This window comes from Bacillus sp. JJ864, from assembly GCF_036963045.1.
GTDB lineage: Bacteria > Bacillota > Bacilli > Bacillales > Bacillaceae_G > Bacillus_A > Bacillus_A pseudomycoides_C.
Genome location: NZ_JBALLY010000014.1, coordinates 34,242 through 48,310 on the forward strand (window position 1 = coordinate 34,242; position 14,069 = coordinate 48,310).

Here is a 14,069-nt window from a genome sequence, read left to right on the forward strand (position 1 = left end):
AAACAGCAATTCCATTCAACGATATACTAAAAATCATTGAATTAATATATATATCTATATAGAATTAAAAGGTGATTCATCTAAATTAAGGAACTTATATAAATCCATTTTAATTTTTCGACATATAAGTCGTGGCTATGCAGAATACAACATGACTTGTACTCGCTTGCTCCCTGTGTTTTAAAACCTCGCATGTGGCAGGAAAAGGCCTTGACCGCTTCTAGGCATGGCCAAATGCTCTTGTCCTCCCTAAATTTTTTTAACTTGGATATATATAACTTAAAACTACTCACCTATAAATCTTTATAAAAAAACTACCTTAGGAGGTACATCTTATGACTATACTTTGGCGCTCTGAAAAAAAAACAAGCTCATGGCTTAAACAAGCTGAACGATTGCACATAGAAATCAATGTGAATAATCCTGATATTTTATCAAAAGTACAAATGATCCGTTTAAACAAATCCGATTTGCAAATGATAAAATGTATTCAGCCCCTTATCGAACAAAATATAGAAATGCTTGTCGATGATTTTTATAATAGTATTCTAGAAATAAATGAATTGAAAGAGATTACTCAAAAATATAGCAGTGTAGATAAATTGAGAAACACATTAAAGGTCCATTTAGTTGAACTGTTTAATGGCAAAATTGATAATCACTTCCTAGAAAAGCGGCTTAGAGTCGCAAAAATCCACTATCACATTGGTCTAAAGCCCGCCTGGTATATGGGGGCTTTTCAAAACTTACAAAATTCACTTATCAATATAATCTCAAATACAATAAGTACAAAAGAAGAAGTAACAACTTTTATAACAGCCATCACTAAAATATTAAGTTTGGAGCAACAAATCGTTTTAGAAGCATATGAAGATGAAAATCTTAAACAAAGAAATGAGCAATATGAAAATGCCAAAACTGAAATAAAAGGGAAAATTTTAAAAACAAGTTTAGAATTAGTTTCTCTTGCTGAAGAGACAAACACATCTGTAGAAAGATTAATTGAAAATAGCAATACAGTAAATCAAATGGTGATTAAGAGTAATGAAGACTCTACAATAGCTCAAACGTTTACAAAAGAGGGACAACAGAAAATTAATGACCTAGTACAAAATATACAAGGCATTTCCACAAATATTGAAAGCATGAATCATTCTGTGACAAAGTTATCTGAAGCTTCCTCTCAAATTACCACCGTTGTAAAAATCGTCCAAAACATTGCAGATCAGACCAATTTATTAGCTTTGAACTCAGCTATTGAAGCCGCAAGAGCCGGGGAACATGGTAAAGGATTTTCGATAGTGTCAGAGGAAGTTAGAAAGCTTGCAGAAGAAACAAAGAATTCAGTTGGAAAAATTCAAAATTTAATCCATTCCTCCAATGAGTATACGCAGCATGTAATAGAGACGCTGAAACAAGTAAATAAAACAGTCCTTATAGGAAATGAAACGTCTTCTCAAGCCCACGAGTCATTTAAAAAAATTTCTGAATCTATTTGCGAGAATGTCCAAAAAATTAACCTTGCTAAAGATCAAATGGATGATTTAGTAGTAGCTATTAAGGAAATAGGTAAGGCTACTTCTGGTGTGACAGAAGCAGCAGAACATCTAAACGAAACCGCTAACTTAGCATAAGGTGCATCTTCCATCAGTAGAAAGAGAATTCCCTCTACTGATGGAACCACCTTATCAATTGAGCTTTTTCTAGATTTTTAAAGAAAAGATATCCCCACCTGCTCATATAAAATTAAAATTATCATTCTTTTCACGGCATATAACTTTTTACTTCATTCCATTTCCCCCTACATTGTTTGATGCTAAATAACAAATACTGCTTCGTCATCTGAGCGCGTCTCCATCTCGATAAAGACAGCTTCATTCCTTTATTTTGACGCACCCGGTACACATCTTGCAGAAGCGGTTCCCATTCTTTACAGCAGTTCATCATATATTGCAGCCCTTCATCTTTCGAAACAATCCGTTCCATCTCTAGCGTGCACATAATACGTCCCATTGTCACAACTGCAAACTCTACCCATTCTGTGGATAAAAATAAATATGGACGCTTTACTTTCTCACTCCAATATTGTTCTACATTGTATTTCATTGTGCTGACAACATCATCCCACGTTACTACATATGGAAGCTTGTCTGCTTTTTGACCTAAAACCGTAATACCGCAATTTTTTATCGTCCACCACGTCACAGAATTAATGTCCCAATGTCCTTCATTTATTTTCCCTTCTGAACAATATAAGTACGGTGGCATCTCATGATTTTGCTTTCCTACATAGGCAAGCGAAACATACATCCCGTCCATCCGTTTACCGAGGTCATGTGTACAGAGCCTCTTATGTAATTCACGGATTTTCACCTTCTCTACTTCACTGACCTCTTCTTTCATAACCGTTACAAAGTCAATATCACTCGATTCCGGATGAAACGCAGCTAATGCCAATGAACCATATACATACACTCCAACTAACATTTCATTCGAAATTACTTCCTGCAGTTCATTCACGTATTGATCTAAGAAGAACTTCACTTCTTCTGGTATAGAATGCTTCGTTACGATATCCATAAGTATACTCCTAACGCTGCTGCCACATTCGGAAGCGCCGCTAATGCATTCGTTTTAGCAGATTGAAAGCGGGATTCTTTTCGCGTTGGCTTTGCCGAAGCAAATGTCCCTCTTGCCCCTAAAATGAAACCATCTATACAAAGAAATGCTGCACTAGCTAAGAAAAAGATGCTTAGCCAACCTGCTAACGAGTAAACCGCTGCTGCATCCTCTTTCATATAAGCAATACTACTGACTAGAAAAAGCCCGATAAGCCCTATTACAAACCCTTTCTTCATTTCATTCATCCCCCCAAGCACAGAAAAAGCCCTTGCGATTTGTAATCTACGTTGCAAGAGCTTTGTGAGTGATAAGTTATGTTATAAATATTTTTCAATTTCTTCGTATACATCCTTTAAGCGCGGATTGCCTTCTCCGACAATCTCATGATTCACGAGAACAACAGGATAAAATAAGTCTTCTTCAATGACACGCTCTACAAAAGCTCGCTTTTCTTCCTCTTCTTGCTCCGCATGAATATCCACATATTCAAAATGGAACTTATCTTCTTGTCCTTCATATTTTCGTCCAATCGCTGCTTGCAGCCATTCATACGTTTCCGTTGAAGATGGCATTCCAACGCAGCTTGCACATACAACCTTCGCCCCGTAAACACTAACTTTTATCATATTCTCTCCCCCATTTGCACATATATTTTTTTCCTGCACCTTATTGTCACATATAAGAAGAAAACTTCCATAAACTATTTTGACAACATAAGAAAGATATTAAAAATAGATTTTCCCCTGTATCTTGATTATAATAAAACTGATGAAAGGAGTCGATAAAAATGGAAAACGAAAACTTACACGAACAAGTAGTAGAAGTATTAGATAAATTACGTCCATTCTTACTTCGCGATGGCGGTGACGTAGAATTAGTAGATATCGAAGACGGTATCGTTAAATTACGCCTTCTAGGCGCTTGCGGTAGCTGCCCAAGTTCTACAATCACATTAAAAGCGGGTATCGAGCGTGCGCTTTTAGAAGAAGTACCTGGTGTAATTGAAGTAGAACAAGTATTTTAATTTAAAAGCGGAAGCGGCTCGCCCAGAACAAGAGGGGGATGGAGCTTCTGACATAGAGGCGCTTTTTGCCTCGACGGAAGACGCGAAGCCACCGACTGTTCTAGCCGCTAAAGCTAGATAATGTAAAAGCGGAGCCGACCGTTCAGCCCTGACGGATAAGGTTCTTTCGCACAGAAAGTGTTTTTTACTTTCTCGTGCGGAAGGTTCTTAGACGCAAAGGGCTGGGAGGCGGAGCTGGATAAACTAGAAGAAGAGACCCACCACGGTCTCTTTTTTCTAAATTACATATTACGTAAGCCAATCAAGCTTACGAATTCCTAACTTATCAATGGGTAGATGTATTAAATCATAAAACTGAAGAAGAAATTGTTCCGACTGATCTACGCGCTGTAAAATGGTTTCTAACTTATCTTGATATACATATTTTTGCGCCTCACTTCCCGCTAAATAATATCCTTCAACTGTTTCAAAATAATGAAGCGGAAAGAGAAGACGGGCAAATAATAACCGCCAGCCAAACGAAGATAATGGATAGTTCCGTTCGTAGTCGCTTAAACACTGGACGATCGTTTCTTCCCAGTTCTCTTTTTTTTCAAAAGAAGTATAACGTACCCATTCGGCTAAGTCACGGCTTGGATGGTCATATACCCAATCAGCCGGCAGCTTTAATCGCTTTGTCTGCTGCCAAAGCAAGGGTGTAAATCGTTCCTGACAAATGGTTGCAGCATCAGCAACTTGAGGAGTATCATCAATTTCTGTATCTACTACATATTGAATTGCATTTTCGGCAAGACCTAAGTAGTACGGAAATGACTCAATAAATAATTGTTCAAACATATCAGTAGGGTGACTCGCCATTTTGGATTGCCAAAAACGTTCGAGCTGATCTAATCGTTTTTCCCAAAGCGCCTTCCATTCACCAATTCGGCTAAGATGTTCAATTTCTTCTGAAAAGAATGCACCGCGTTTATGAAATAACGATAGCTCACTTCCTAATGAAATAACATTACGCTCTAACGTACGCATTCCTTTTAACAAACAATAATTTGCTTCTTCTAGCTCACTAACGTAATAACCTTGTACGTTTGGCACAAACGTCGCAACGGTAATATCACCTTGCTGATTCATATAATCACTTAATTTCTTCATTTCAACAAGCTCTTCTTCTTGCAAATGAACCGCAGGAAGAAGCACATAAATTTTATTACGAACCCAAAAGCTTTTATAAGGACCAAGAGGTGTAAATTCTTTGACGTGTATATGATAGTTCTCATAAATATGTTGAATCATCGTACTCGCCACCTACATGTTTTTATATATATATATGAGCTAGTAATTAACTTTCATGCCTATGCACATCATACACCTATACGTATACAATATTAAAAAGAAAAAAAGGTGATAAACATGACACAACGAAATGAACTACAAGAAAGAGCATTACAATTACTACAAGAACGCGGTGTAAAAATTGACGATATTGCAGAACTCGTTCATTTTCTTCAAAAAAAATATCATCCAAATTTAGCAATGGAAGAATGTCGTTATAACGTAGAACGCGTCTTATCCAAACGCGAAGTACAAAATGCCCTCATTACAGGAATTGAATTAGATGTTCTTGCTGAAAAAGGTTTGCTAAGTGCACCCCTTCAAGACATCATCCACCGCGATGAAGGATTATACGGAGTAGACGAAGTTGTCGCCTTATCTATCGTCAACGTATACGGCTCAATCGGGTTCACAAATTTTGGCTATATCGATAAATTAAAACCAGGTATTTTAGAATATCTAAACGATAAATCAACAGGTAAAGTTCATACATTCCTCGATGATATTGTTGGAGCGATTGCCGCTGCTGCATCAAGTCGTTTGGCGCATAGAGCTGCACATGCTGAATAATACAAAAACAAGAAAACCAGCTTCTTTAAAAATAAAGAGCTGGTTTTTCTTATTTTTTTTCGCATTTCAACACATCATACTCCATAAGCAAAAATTCCCTACCTCTGCTCATAAAAGAAACTTTCTTTTGAAAAGCTGCTTTTCTATACAAATGAATGGCCCGCTCAGTGAACTACCCACCACTTAACGACCTTACTGTCTGTTTGAAGTGGGGGCTTCAAAAGTCAAAAGACTTTCTCTTTTATTGCTAATTCATCCACAAGCCTAGCGGCTCATGTCCAAAGCCTTGAATTCGCGGCGTCCCTACCGCTAATAAAATCGATGCAAACTACGCGATTATACTTTGTTCGTGCAAAATACGAATGCCATAATATTTTAGATTACGACCCGCATTGTAATCTCTATCGATTTTCGTGCCACAATTATCGCACGGTATCGAAATGCATAGGTAGACCATCCATCCGGTAACGACTTTTTTGTTCCTTTGTATACTCTCCTCGCTTTCCTTATACCTATTCGCCTACACGAAAAGAATTCCTGTTATACACAGCATCTTCTTTGTTATCCCCTGGCAAGTAACTACAATAGTTACAGAAGATGTTTTTGATTACTTTTGAACATACTACTCACATATCCACATATAGGAGGAGTTATAATGAAACATTTAATCGTTTATGCACACCCGAATCCACAAAGTTTTAACCATGCGATTTTAGAAGCACTGCAAGGACAACTACAAGAAAAGGGACACGAAGTGCGCGTTCGCGATCTATATGCAATCAACTTCAATCCTGTATTAGCTGCCAATGATTTCATTTCATTTTCACAAGGAAATACACCGGCTGATATTCAAGCCGAGCAAGAGCATATTACGTGGGCAGATGTGATTACCTTCATTTATCCAGTCTGGTGGACAGGTCTGCCTGCCATCTTAAAAGGGTATGTAGATCGTGTATTCAGCCATGGATTTGCTTATGCATACGGCGCAAATGGCATTGAAAAGTTATTAACAGGTAAAAAAGGTCTATTATTATCCACAATGGGAAATTCGAAAGAAAATTATGAGGCAAGTGGTATGTTTGAGGCAATAAAGAAAACAACTGGTGCAGGTATTTTTGATTTTACTGGTATTGAAACAGTAGAGCATGCTTTCTATACGAGCGTTCCTTCTGTGGATAATGAGACGAGAAAACAATACCTTGAAGAAGTGAAAGAACTTGTGAATCGTTTGTTCTAATGAAAAATCCACCTTGTGAGGTGGATTTTTTAGTTCCCAATCATTTTAAGAATATATCTTTGCAGGACTTCTTCTAACTCTTTTATATCTTCATTTCGAATCAATAAATTCACATTGTTATTCCACTTTTCTATACCACGATCCAAAATGACATTTTCTTGTGGGAACTGTCCCTGTACGAATGTTTTATAACCTTTTATTTCTTCATAAGGATAATAATTTATTCCATCCACAACTCCCGCTTCATAAACCTCGATGTCCCTTAACAATTGAACCGTTAAAAGGCTCATAAAACAAATTGTTACGGCATAAACTCCCGCCTTTAATAAAAACTTTTCAAAACTATCAATCTCACCATTCATATATTGGACATACGTTAAAATAAGTTGTCCAATAAAATAAACTGGACAAAATAGCATAGAGAAGCCTCGTTTTGCCCGGCGATACATTGCAATCCGTTTTCCAATTTTCTTTTTCATGCTATTTATCTTATATATTTTCCATAGTAGTACTGCGAAAGCACTTGTCATGAAAATAAGAATAACCATTAATACTGGGTTCATTTCTAAACCTCCTTCTCTTCCATACTTCTATCTTAACTAATTATTTTCGTATCAAAAATGCAATTTTGCATAATCCTCTTATAGTTATCACATGCAAAATTTGGAAAGTAACAGTAAAAAAAATAGGCAATCATTTACGATTGCCTATCTCTTCTTACATCTTCTCAATCCACTCCGTCAAACTGTGGACAACATGCGTTGGTTGCACGTCATATTCTGTTAATTTTTCCACAGATGTGACTCCTGTGTGGACAAGTAGTGTATCCATGCCCGCATTCATGCCTGCTAAAATGTCTGTGTCGTAGTTATCCCCAACCATTAATGTTTCTTCTTTCGTTGTTCCAAGTACTTTTAATGCTTGCTCCATAATAATGGATTCTGGTTTACCAATGAAAATTGGATTTACTGTTGTGGATACTGTTACAACGGATGTTAAAGAACCGTTCCCTGGTAATAAGCCGCGTTCTGTCGGAATGGCAATATCACCGTTTGTGGAAATAAATGTTGCCCCGTTTCGAACGGCTAAGCATGCTTTTGCTAATTTTTCATATGTAACTTCTCGATCTAGCCCAACAACGACAAAATCAGGATTACTATCCACAAGTGTGAAACCTTTTTCCACAAGTGCATCACGTAAACCTTCTTCTCCAATCATATATATAGAAGCATTTTGTTTTCTTTCATATATAAAATTCGCTGTGGCCATGCTTGTCGTAAATACTTGCTCTGGTGTAGCTGGAATATCAAACTGAAGCAGCTTATCTGCAACTTGCTCTGGTTTACGCGTCGAGTTGTTCGTCACAAATAAATAAGGTAAGTTCCGCTCTTGCAGCGCCTTTATAAAATCACTCGCCTCTTCAATCCGTTCTTCGCCTCGGTACATTGTTCCGTCTAAATCAATTAAATAGCCTTTATACACAGGTGTCACTCCTTTTTGATACTTACTCTCTTCTTATCGTATCCTTTTTTCCAAAAGAAAAAAACGCTTTTTCCAAAAGCGTCTCGTAATGTTCATTTTTTTTCTTTTATTTGATACGAACAGAAACAGTCTCCATCGCACATACATGATAATACTTTCACATCAGCAGTTGGCAATAGCTTATTATACATACTCTTCTCATCATGACAAATTTGCGGAAACTTTTCAGCTACCTCCATTAACGGGCAATTTTGCTTTTGTAGAATGAAAGATTGCTCGTTTTCTTGTTCTACGCGCACCATATACCCATTTTTTTCTTGCATCATTGCAATTTCTGTTAAGCGTTCTAATGTCGTTTCCTTTCGATTCACACGTCTTGCTAATTGTTGTTCCATACGATTCGTTCTTGCCCGCAAAATCTTCTCAACGAGCTTCACATCGCCAATATGCTGCAAGTCTTCTAACATCTCAACTGCAAATTGCTTATATTGTTTCGGAAACAAGTCTTCGCCTTTTGTGCTTAAGCAGTACACATACATCGGTCTCCCGACATGCTGCCGCACCAAGCTCATTTCAATAAGCCTATCTTTTTCGAGATTATTTAAATGACGGCGCACGGCCATCTCTGTAATCTGTAGCACTTCTGCTAATGCCGCAACAGTTTGTTCTCCTCTTACTTTTAAAAGTTGAAGAATTTCCTCTTTCGTGGAACGTGTCGCTTCCCCCATTTCTCAACCTACTTTCCTTTCCTAAAGTTCTAATGGACCGTGTACATCAAGGCCCATTAGAACCAACATAATCTAATCTCCTGCAAACGCAGATACCGGTCCAAGTTCTTGTTCCAAATAACGACGAATATTAGCAGGATATTGTTTCACCATATCAATATGCTTTTGCACTGTATTATACACGTCTGCGTGATTCATATTTACATACTCTTGTACAATCATTTTACGAAGACGAACAACTTCTTTTAAACGTTCTCCTTCTTCATTTGTAACAACTTTTTCATCCATTAAAATATCAATAATATCTTCATAGCTGCCTGGATCGCGCATAATAAATCCATCAATCATGGCATTGCCTACATCTAAAATACAATCGATCATGAGATGCACCATACGCTCTAACGCATATTCATCAAGCGCTCCCTTATATTCTTGCTTCGTTTGAAATGCTGCAACAACTTTCTCTAAACACTGTAACATTTGTTCAATTTTTTTCCGATCTACAAAGTACATATATGTCACCTACCTGGTAATTAAAGCATTTTCATCACCAATTGTACCCTTTTATTCAAAAAAAATCGACAATTTTTCGAATTCACCTTTTTCTCGTTCTTTGTTATAGTTATATTTGTATGATTTTCGGAATTGGAGGAATGTCACAATGGAACGTGAACTCGCATTAGAAATTGTCCGTGTAACAGAAGCAGCAGCCCTTGCATCAGCACAATGGATGGGCCGCGGGAAGAAAAATGAGGCAGATGACGCTGCAACAACTGCAATGCGTACAATGTTTGACTCTGTTAACATGGCAGGTACTGTTGTGATTGGCGAAGGGGAACTTGATGAAGCACCAATGCTTTACATTGGAGAAAAGCTCGGAACAGGAAACGGTCCAGAAGTAGACATCGCCGTTGATCCATTAGAAGGAACAAATATCGTAGCAAAAGGTCTTGCAAATGCGATGGCTGTTATCGCTGTCGCTGATAAAGGAAACCTGCTACATGCTCCTGATATGTACATGGAAAAAATTGCGGTTGGTCCAAATGCAGCTGGTAAAATTAGCTTAGATGATCCAATTGAAAAAACAATTGATATTGTAGCAGAAGCAAACAATAAAAAAATTCGCGACTTAACAGTTATTATCCAAGAGCGTGAACGTCATCAAGAAATTATTGACCGTGTTCGCGCAAAAGGTGCACGCGTAAAGTTATTCGGTGATGGTGATGTTGGTGCCTCTATCGCAACAGCTCTTCCAGGCACGGGAATCGACTTATTCATCGGTACTGGCGGTGCCCCAGAAGGCGTTATCTCTGCTGCTGCACTGAAATGCCTTGGCGGAGAGATGCAAGCGCGTCTCGTTCCAATGAATGAAGAAGAAGAAGCACGCTGCCTTGCAATGGGCTTAGAAAATCCGCGTCAACTGCTTATGCTAGATGATTTAGTATCCGGCGATGATGCAATCTTCTCAGCAACAGGTGTATCTGCTGGCGAGTTATTAGACGGTGTGAAATTCCTTGGCGGCGATTTAGCCGAAACATATTCAATCGTTATGCGCTATAAAACAAGAACAGTGCGCTTTATTAAAACGCACCACCATTTAGATCATAAACCACACTTAAATTTAGATATTTAAAAAGGAGTCATGTTCATGGAAGAACGTTTTTTTCTTTACGATGACACAGTAGAAACAAAAACGCGTTTCGTAAGCTTTATGGGAGAAAACGAACGCCACGATTTAGCACTTTTGTACTCCGATCGTCATTATGGCAAAACAATCGTCCTTGATATGCAGCGCAATAAATTTGCAATTATCGGTCGTGACGATTTAGAAGAACCTGGCTACTTAGAACATGCATTTTCAATTTCTGAAGAAAACGCAGAAGAATTACGTTCGTTTTTATTTGAACTGATGTAATCCATATCACCGGCTTGTAATAGAGCTGGTGATTTTTTTACACTTGTTTTTTTAATTTTCAGTCTAATTTGATATACTAACGACAAATCTATTTGGATAGAAAGGATGTTACACTACGTATGCCAACATTTACTTTGTAATGGAGCAGCAACTGGATAGCATTACTCTCAAAAAAGCACAACGCTTTTTGCAAGGGAGTAGTCTGCCCAATTCCCATTACAAAGGAACGTAGCACATCTGCAGTATGATTGTTACGAAGGTTCCTCATAAGGGAACCTTCTTTTATTTTTCTCTTTTTTCTATATTTCATACCGCAAGACATCCAAATAGATGTCTGACGTTCCTTTATCTAAATACGAGGTGAAGGAAAATGCAGAACGTACAACTTTCTTGGAACTTATATAAAACAGAATTAGAAACAACTGTAGAAAAACATTGTAAAAATTGCGGCCACACAACTCTTTTTACTGATACGCACATCCGCAGGCATAACGCGAATGGTAAAAGCATTTATCGTTTTGCGATTTATAAATGCGAAAAAGGACATACATGGAATAAGAAATTACACATTTATAAAACATATTCTGAACATGTCGAAACAGTCGACATATCTCAAGAAGAACAACGAGAAGAAATGAACAGTATTTCAATCATGTCCCATAAAAATGCAGGAACAACAGAACTAACTATCCTATTAGAATCCGTGCATGGATTATTTCGCATCGACAAGGCACTTGCAACCTATATTTCAGAATGGAGCCGTACAGTAATTACAGAAAAAATTAAACAACGATCTATTCACTTAAACGGACAACAGATTAAACCAAATGCCAAACTTACAGCTGGTGATTATATTTCTATATATATGTAATATATCAACCGCTTCTCATCACAAATATTGGCGGAAATGGTCAGTTTATCGGCGATATTTGTGATATATCGGCGATTCGACATGAAATAAAGACCCTCCGACAACGTTCGACACGCTCATAAAACTGAATCACATCAAAAAAAGAAGGAGCTGACTTTTGAAGCCAGCTCCTTCTTTTTATTTCTTCACTTTTCTCAGTACAAAGTACGAACACCCAAAATTACAATACTCGTATAAATACTCAGATAACGTACTAATTTTTGTGTCATACGTTGCGCGCTGGTTACTATCATCAAAAAAGCCGCGTAAACGAAGCTGATCATAGCCCCAATCGCCCACAATATAATCATATTTATTTAAAATTTCTGCATAACGAGCTTTAAACGCTTCTTCATTAAATCCATTTCGCTTCTCTTCTATTACTTCATAGTGAATATTATTCACATGAACTGTAGTGCGAATCTCCTGCTTCTGCTCCATTTTCCAATCCCTTTCCTATTCTTTCTTCTTTTTATCGTATCATAAAGCCTCAAAACCAACAATTTCAAATACAAAAAACCTTCTCAGTGGGAAATGCTATAGAGTGAAACTTCCTTTTGGAACGCTCTTCTCCAAAAGGTCAGCCCTCACTAATCGGGTTCTTATGGGCAGTTAACACTTCTTTGCTTTCTCTAACTATTACTGCCCGTTAGAGCGGGGTAAAGTGAAACTTTCATCAAGAAGGAGAAAATCATCATGAAAAAACAACTGCTCTTATCCCTTCTCACTCTTTCCATCTTTGCTGGATGCCAAACAAAGAAAGCTGAAATGAAACGTGAAGAAGGAAGCCGTGTACTCGTGTCAGAACATAAAGATTTATACGGGAAAGACGTTCCAAACCGAGTGTTAACAAGGGTTGGCTATTCTCACAAACAAAAAGATGAAGTGTCCAATCGCCCAGTTGGTAGCATTAACAAAGAACGATTAGCAGAAATGATTACAGATTTAACCGTGAAACTACCAGATGTGATGAACGCCGCAACACTTGTAACAGATGACGAAGTGTTTATTGTTTACCGAGCAAATACAACAGACCCAGCTTTAGTTGCTGATCAAGTCCAAAAAACAGCACTGTCTATCGTTCCCCGCTATTACAAAGCATATGTATCAACAGAACAAAAATTAATATCACAAATTCAAGGACTAAAATCAGGCACATTAAACGATAAAGAATATGCCCAAACACTTGATATGCTTAAACATGAGATGAGCAAAAAGCCGCACTTAAACAATACACAAACGGATACAATGCCTAATACACTGAAGTAAAATATTGCTGAATCAAATAACCTGGGAAGATAATCTCAGGTTATTTCCTAAACATTTCACCGTTTTTCATGCATAATATAGAATATATATATTAGAAAGTGGTGAAATTTATGGTTTCAAATGCAGCAATTGGAAGTATAATTGTCCAAATCGCGATTTCTGTTCTTATTCCGATTATTGCTCTCATTTATTTTCGGAAAAAGTATAGAATCTCTTTTAAAATTGTCGGTGTCGGAGTTGTATTTTTTATTGGATTCTCACAAATTTTAGAGAAAACGTTACATGTATTTATATTGGGAAATCCAGCGACAGCTTCACTGTTAAAAAATTCGTTTCTCTATGCCCTATATGGCGGATTAACGGCTGGCATTTTTGAAGAACTGGGCCGTTTTATTGCCTTTTACTTTCTACTTAAAAAGTATCAGGAATATAAAGACGGTCTCGCTTACGGAATTGGTCACGGGGGGATTGAATCATTATTAATCGGGGCAACTACTGGAGCTCAAACCCTTGTTTTTGCTTTCGCCATTAATAACGGCACCTTCGCCCAAATGATCGAGAAAGTACCACAACTCAGCGCTGTCCAAGACGCATTAGTACATAATCCGCCTTACCTCTATTTATTTGGCGGCGTAGAACGCATTGTTGCTTTTATTATGCAAATCGCTCTTACAATGCTTGTCTTATACGGTGTAAAGTATAAAAAGTACATGTTTGTAGGATTAGCAGTATTCCTTCATGCGTTTACTGATTTTTTCGCAGCACTCTATCAACGCGGGCAAATCAATTTGTTCGTAATCGAAGGACTTATGATACTGTTTGGTATCGGTGCTTACATGATTATTCGTAACATCAAAACAAAATTCACATTAGAACATACAAGCTAAGCCGAGCCGGCTTAGCTTTTTCTTTTGCAAGCCCTAAACTTCCCAATAATTAGAAAAAATAGAGGATTTTTCACTTTATTTGTCGAAGTACGTACA

At 37.5% G+C, this 14,069-nt stretch carries 16 protein-coding genes and 3 pseudogenes; 10 read left to right on the forward strand and 9 right to left on the reverse strand.

Annotated elements, in window-relative coordinates:
* Nucleotides 1-446 precede the first annotated feature (446 nt).
* A pseudogene (locus V7024_RS24335) lies at nucleotides 447-869 on the forward strand (protoglobin domain-containing protein); the annotation flags it as partial.
* A 249-nt stretch (nucleotides 870-1,118) separates the two neighbouring features.
* Nucleotides 1,119-1,634 (forward strand): annotated as a pseudogene (locus tag V7024_RS24340) (methyl-accepting chemotaxis protein); the annotation flags it as partial.
* Between the two features lie 130 nt (nucleotides 1,635-1,764).
* Here V7024_RS24340 and V7024_RS03045 read toward each other — a convergent pair.
* The 3 genes from V7024_RS03045 to V7024_RS03055 all read right to left on the reverse strand — a co-directional run bounded on the left by V7024_RS03045 (nucleotide 1,765) and on the right by V7024_RS03055 (nucleotide 3,248).
* Nucleotides 1,765-2,580 carry a nucleotidyltransferase domain-containing protein gene (locus tag V7024_RS03045; protein WP_335515488.1) on the reverse strand — a complete coding sequence of 272 codons (816 nt, stop codon included), beginning with the start codon at nucleotides 2,578-2,580 and terminating at the stop codon, nucleotides 1,765-1,767.
* Complete coding sequence (locus V7024_RS03050; protein WP_335515491.1) at nucleotides 2,568-2,858, reverse strand: hypothetical protein; 291 nt, start codon at nucleotides 2,856-2,858, stop codon at nucleotides 2,568-2,570. The genes V7024_RS03045 and V7024_RS03050 overlap by 13 nt, the downstream gene beginning before the upstream one ends.
* A gap of 81 nt (nucleotides 2,859-2,939) precedes the next feature.
* Nucleotides 2,940-3,248 carry a YuzD family protein gene (locus tag V7024_RS03055; RefSeq protein ID WP_335515494.1) on the reverse strand — a complete coding sequence of 103 codons (309 nt, stop codon included), beginning with the start codon at nucleotides 3,246-3,248 and terminating at the stop codon, nucleotides 2,940-2,942.
* A 179-nt stretch (nucleotides 3,249-3,427) separates the two neighbouring features.
* On the opposite strand from V7024_RS03055, the pseudogene V7024_RS03060 reads away from it, so the two are divergent.
* A pseudogene (locus tag V7024_RS03060) lies at nucleotides 3,428-3,646 on the forward strand (NifU family protein); the annotation flags it as partial.
* A 288-nt stretch (nucleotides 3,647-3,934) separates the two neighbouring features.
* On the opposite strand, the gene yutH reads toward V7024_RS03060, so the two are convergent.
* Complete coding sequence (gene yutH, locus V7024_RS03065; protein WP_335515497.1) at nucleotides 3,935-4,936, reverse strand: spore coat putative kinase YutH; 1,002 nt, start codon at nucleotides 4,934-4,936, stop codon at nucleotides 3,935-3,937.
* Nucleotides 4,937-5,053: 117 nt separating this feature from the next.
* On the opposite strand from yutH, the gene V7024_RS03070 reads away from it, so the two are divergent.
* Nucleotides 5,054-5,545 carry a phosphatidylglycerophosphatase A family protein gene (locus V7024_RS03070; protein WP_335515500.1) on the forward strand — a complete coding sequence of 164 codons (492 nt, stop codon included), beginning with the start codon at nucleotides 5,054-5,056 and terminating at the stop codon, nucleotides 5,543-5,545.
* Nucleotides 5,546-6,200: 655 nt separating this feature from the next.
* Nucleotides 6,201-6,782, forward strand: coding sequence for an NAD(P)H-dependent oxidoreductase (locus tag V7024_RS03075; RefSeq protein WP_335515503.1), 582 nt, complete (start codon nucleotides 6,201-6,203; stop codon nucleotides 6,780-6,782).
* A 29-nt stretch (nucleotides 6,783-6,811) separates the two neighbouring features.
* Here V7024_RS03075 and V7024_RS03080 read toward each other — a convergent pair whose 3' ends face one another.
* From V7024_RS03080 to hepT, 4 genes are all read right to left on the reverse strand, one after another.
* Nucleotides 6,812-7,345 (reverse strand): iron ABC transporter substrate-binding protein, encoded by a 534-nt coding sequence (locus V7024_RS03080; protein ID WP_335515506.1) that lies wholly within the window; start codon nucleotides 7,343-7,345, stop codon nucleotides 6,812-6,814.
* 154 nt (nucleotides 7,346-7,499) lie between these two features.
* On the reverse strand, nucleotides 7,500-8,264 hold the full coding sequence (locus tag V7024_RS03085; protein ID WP_335515509.1) for a TIGR01457 family HAD-type hydrolase: 765 nt from the start codon (nucleotides 8,262-8,264) through the stop codon (nucleotides 7,500-7,502).
* 92 nt (nucleotides 8,265-8,356) lie between these two features.
* The gene (locus tag V7024_RS03090; protein WP_335515512.1) at nucleotides 8,357-8,992 is read right to left on the reverse strand and encodes a helix-turn-helix transcriptional regulator; all 636 of its coding nucleotides are present in this window, start codon (nucleotides 8,990-8,992) and stop codon (nucleotides 8,357-8,359) included.
* A 72-nt stretch (nucleotides 8,993-9,064) separates the two neighbouring features.
* Entirely contained in the window at nucleotides 9,065-9,505 is a 441-nt protein-coding gene (gene hepT / locus V7024_RS03095) for a type VII toxin-antitoxin system HepT family RNase toxin (RefSeq protein ID WP_335515515.1), read from the reverse strand.
* A gap of 148 nt (nucleotides 9,506-9,653) precedes the next feature.
* Here hepT and glpX point away from each other — a divergent pair, with 148 nt between their 5' ends.
* The 3 genes from glpX (at nucleotide 9,654) to V7024_RS03110 (ending at nucleotide 11,778) form a co-directional block, all read left to right on the forward strand.
* Entirely contained in the window at nucleotides 9,654-10,625 is a 972-nt protein-coding gene (gene glpX, locus V7024_RS03100) for a class II fructose-bisphosphatase (protein ID WP_335515518.1), read from the forward strand.
* A gap of 15 nt (nucleotides 10,626-10,640) precedes the next feature.
* Nucleotides 10,641-10,907 carry a DUF3055 domain-containing protein gene (locus V7024_RS03105; RefSeq protein WP_020063086.1) on the forward strand — a complete coding sequence of 89 codons (267 nt, stop codon included), beginning with the start codon at nucleotides 10,641-10,643 and terminating at the stop codon, nucleotides 10,905-10,907.
* Between the two features lie 370 nt (nucleotides 10,908-11,277).
* The gene (locus V7024_RS03110) at nucleotides 11,278-11,778 is read left to right on the forward strand and encodes a cytoplasmic protein (protein WP_335515523.1); all 501 of its coding nucleotides are present in this window, start codon (nucleotides 11,278-11,280) and stop codon (nucleotides 11,776-11,778) included.
* A gap of 177 nt (nucleotides 11,779-11,955) precedes the next feature.
* On the opposite strand, the gene V7024_RS03115 is transcribed toward V7024_RS03110, so the two are convergent.
* Nucleotides 11,956-12,258: a YutD family protein gene (locus V7024_RS03115; protein WP_098919123.1), complete on the reverse strand. Its 303-nt coding sequence runs from the start codon at nucleotides 12,256-12,258 to the stop codon at nucleotides 11,956-11,958.
* A 255-nt stretch (nucleotides 12,259-12,513) separates the two neighbouring features.
* Between V7024_RS03115 and V7024_RS03120 the strand changes: the two genes are divergently transcribed.
* Both V7024_RS03120 and V7024_RS03125 read left to right on the forward strand, forming a co-directional pair.
* Nucleotides 12,514-13,086, forward strand: coding sequence for a YhcN/YlaJ family sporulation lipoprotein (locus tag V7024_RS03120; RefSeq protein ID WP_335515527.1), 573 nt, complete (start codon nucleotides 12,514-12,516; stop codon nucleotides 13,084-13,086).
* A 110-nt stretch (nucleotides 13,087-13,196) separates the two neighbouring features.
* Nucleotides 13,197-13,973: a YhfC family intramembrane metalloprotease gene (locus V7024_RS03125; protein WP_335515530.1), complete on the forward strand. Its 777-nt coding sequence runs from the start codon at nucleotides 13,197-13,199 to the stop codon at nucleotides 13,971-13,973.
* The last annotated feature ends 96 nt before the right edge of the window (nucleotides 13,974-14,069 follow it).

Coding starts and splice junctions, on each gene's coding strand:
- V7024_RS03080 (WP_335515506.1), bottom strand. CDS start 7,345: ATGAACCCAGTATTAATGGTTATTCTTATTTTCATGACAAGTGCTTTC.
- hepT (WP_335515515.1), bottom strand. CDS start 9,505: ATGTACTTTGTAGATCGGAAAAAAATTGAACAAATGTTACAGTGTTTA.
- V7024_RS03090 (WP_335515512.1), bottom strand. CDS start 8,992: ATGGGGGAAGCGACACGTTCCACGAAAGAGGAAATTCTTCAACTTTTA.
- V7024_RS03125 (WP_335515530.1), top strand. CDS start 13,197: ATGGTTTCAAATGCAGCAATTGGAAGTATAATTGTCCAAATCGCGATT.
- V7024_RS03105 (WP_020063086.1), top strand. CDS start 10,641: ATGGAAGAACGTTTTTTTCTTTACGATGACACAGTAGAAACAAAAACG.
- V7024_RS03055 (WP_335515494.1), bottom strand. CDS start 3,248: ATGATAAAAGTTAGTGTTTACGGGGCGAAGGTTGTATGTGCAAGCTGC.
- V7024_RS03050 (WP_335515491.1), bottom strand. CDS start 2,858: ATGAAGAAAGGGTTTGTAATAGGGCTTATCGGGCTTTTTCTAGTCAGT.
- V7024_RS03115 (WP_098919123.1), bottom strand. CDS start 12,258: ATGGAGCAGAAGCAGGAGATTCGCACTACAGTTCATGTGAATAATATT.
- glpX (WP_335515518.1), top strand. CDS start 9,654: ATGGAACGTGAACTCGCATTAGAAATTGTCCGTGTAACAGAAGCAGCA.
- V7024_RS03070 (WP_335515500.1), top strand. CDS start 5,054: ATGACACAACGAAATGAACTACAAGAAAGAGCATTACAATTACTACAA.
- yutH (WP_335515497.1), bottom strand. CDS start 4,936: ATGATTCAACATATTTATGAGAACTATCATATACACGTCAAAGAATTT.
- V7024_RS03075 (WP_335515503.1), top strand. CDS start 6,201: ATGAAACATTTAATCGTTTATGCACACCCGAATCCACAAAGTTTTAAC.
- V7024_RS03110 (WP_335515523.1), top strand. CDS start 11,278: ATGCAGAACGTACAACTTTCTTGGAACTTATATAAAACAGAATTAGAA.
- V7024_RS03045 (WP_335515488.1), bottom strand. CDS start 2,580: ATGGATATCGTAACGAAGCATTCTATACCAGAAGAAGTGAAGTTCTTC.
- V7024_RS03120 (WP_335515527.1), top strand. CDS start 12,514: ATGAAAAAACAACTGCTCTTATCCCTTCTCACTCTTTCCATCTTTGCT.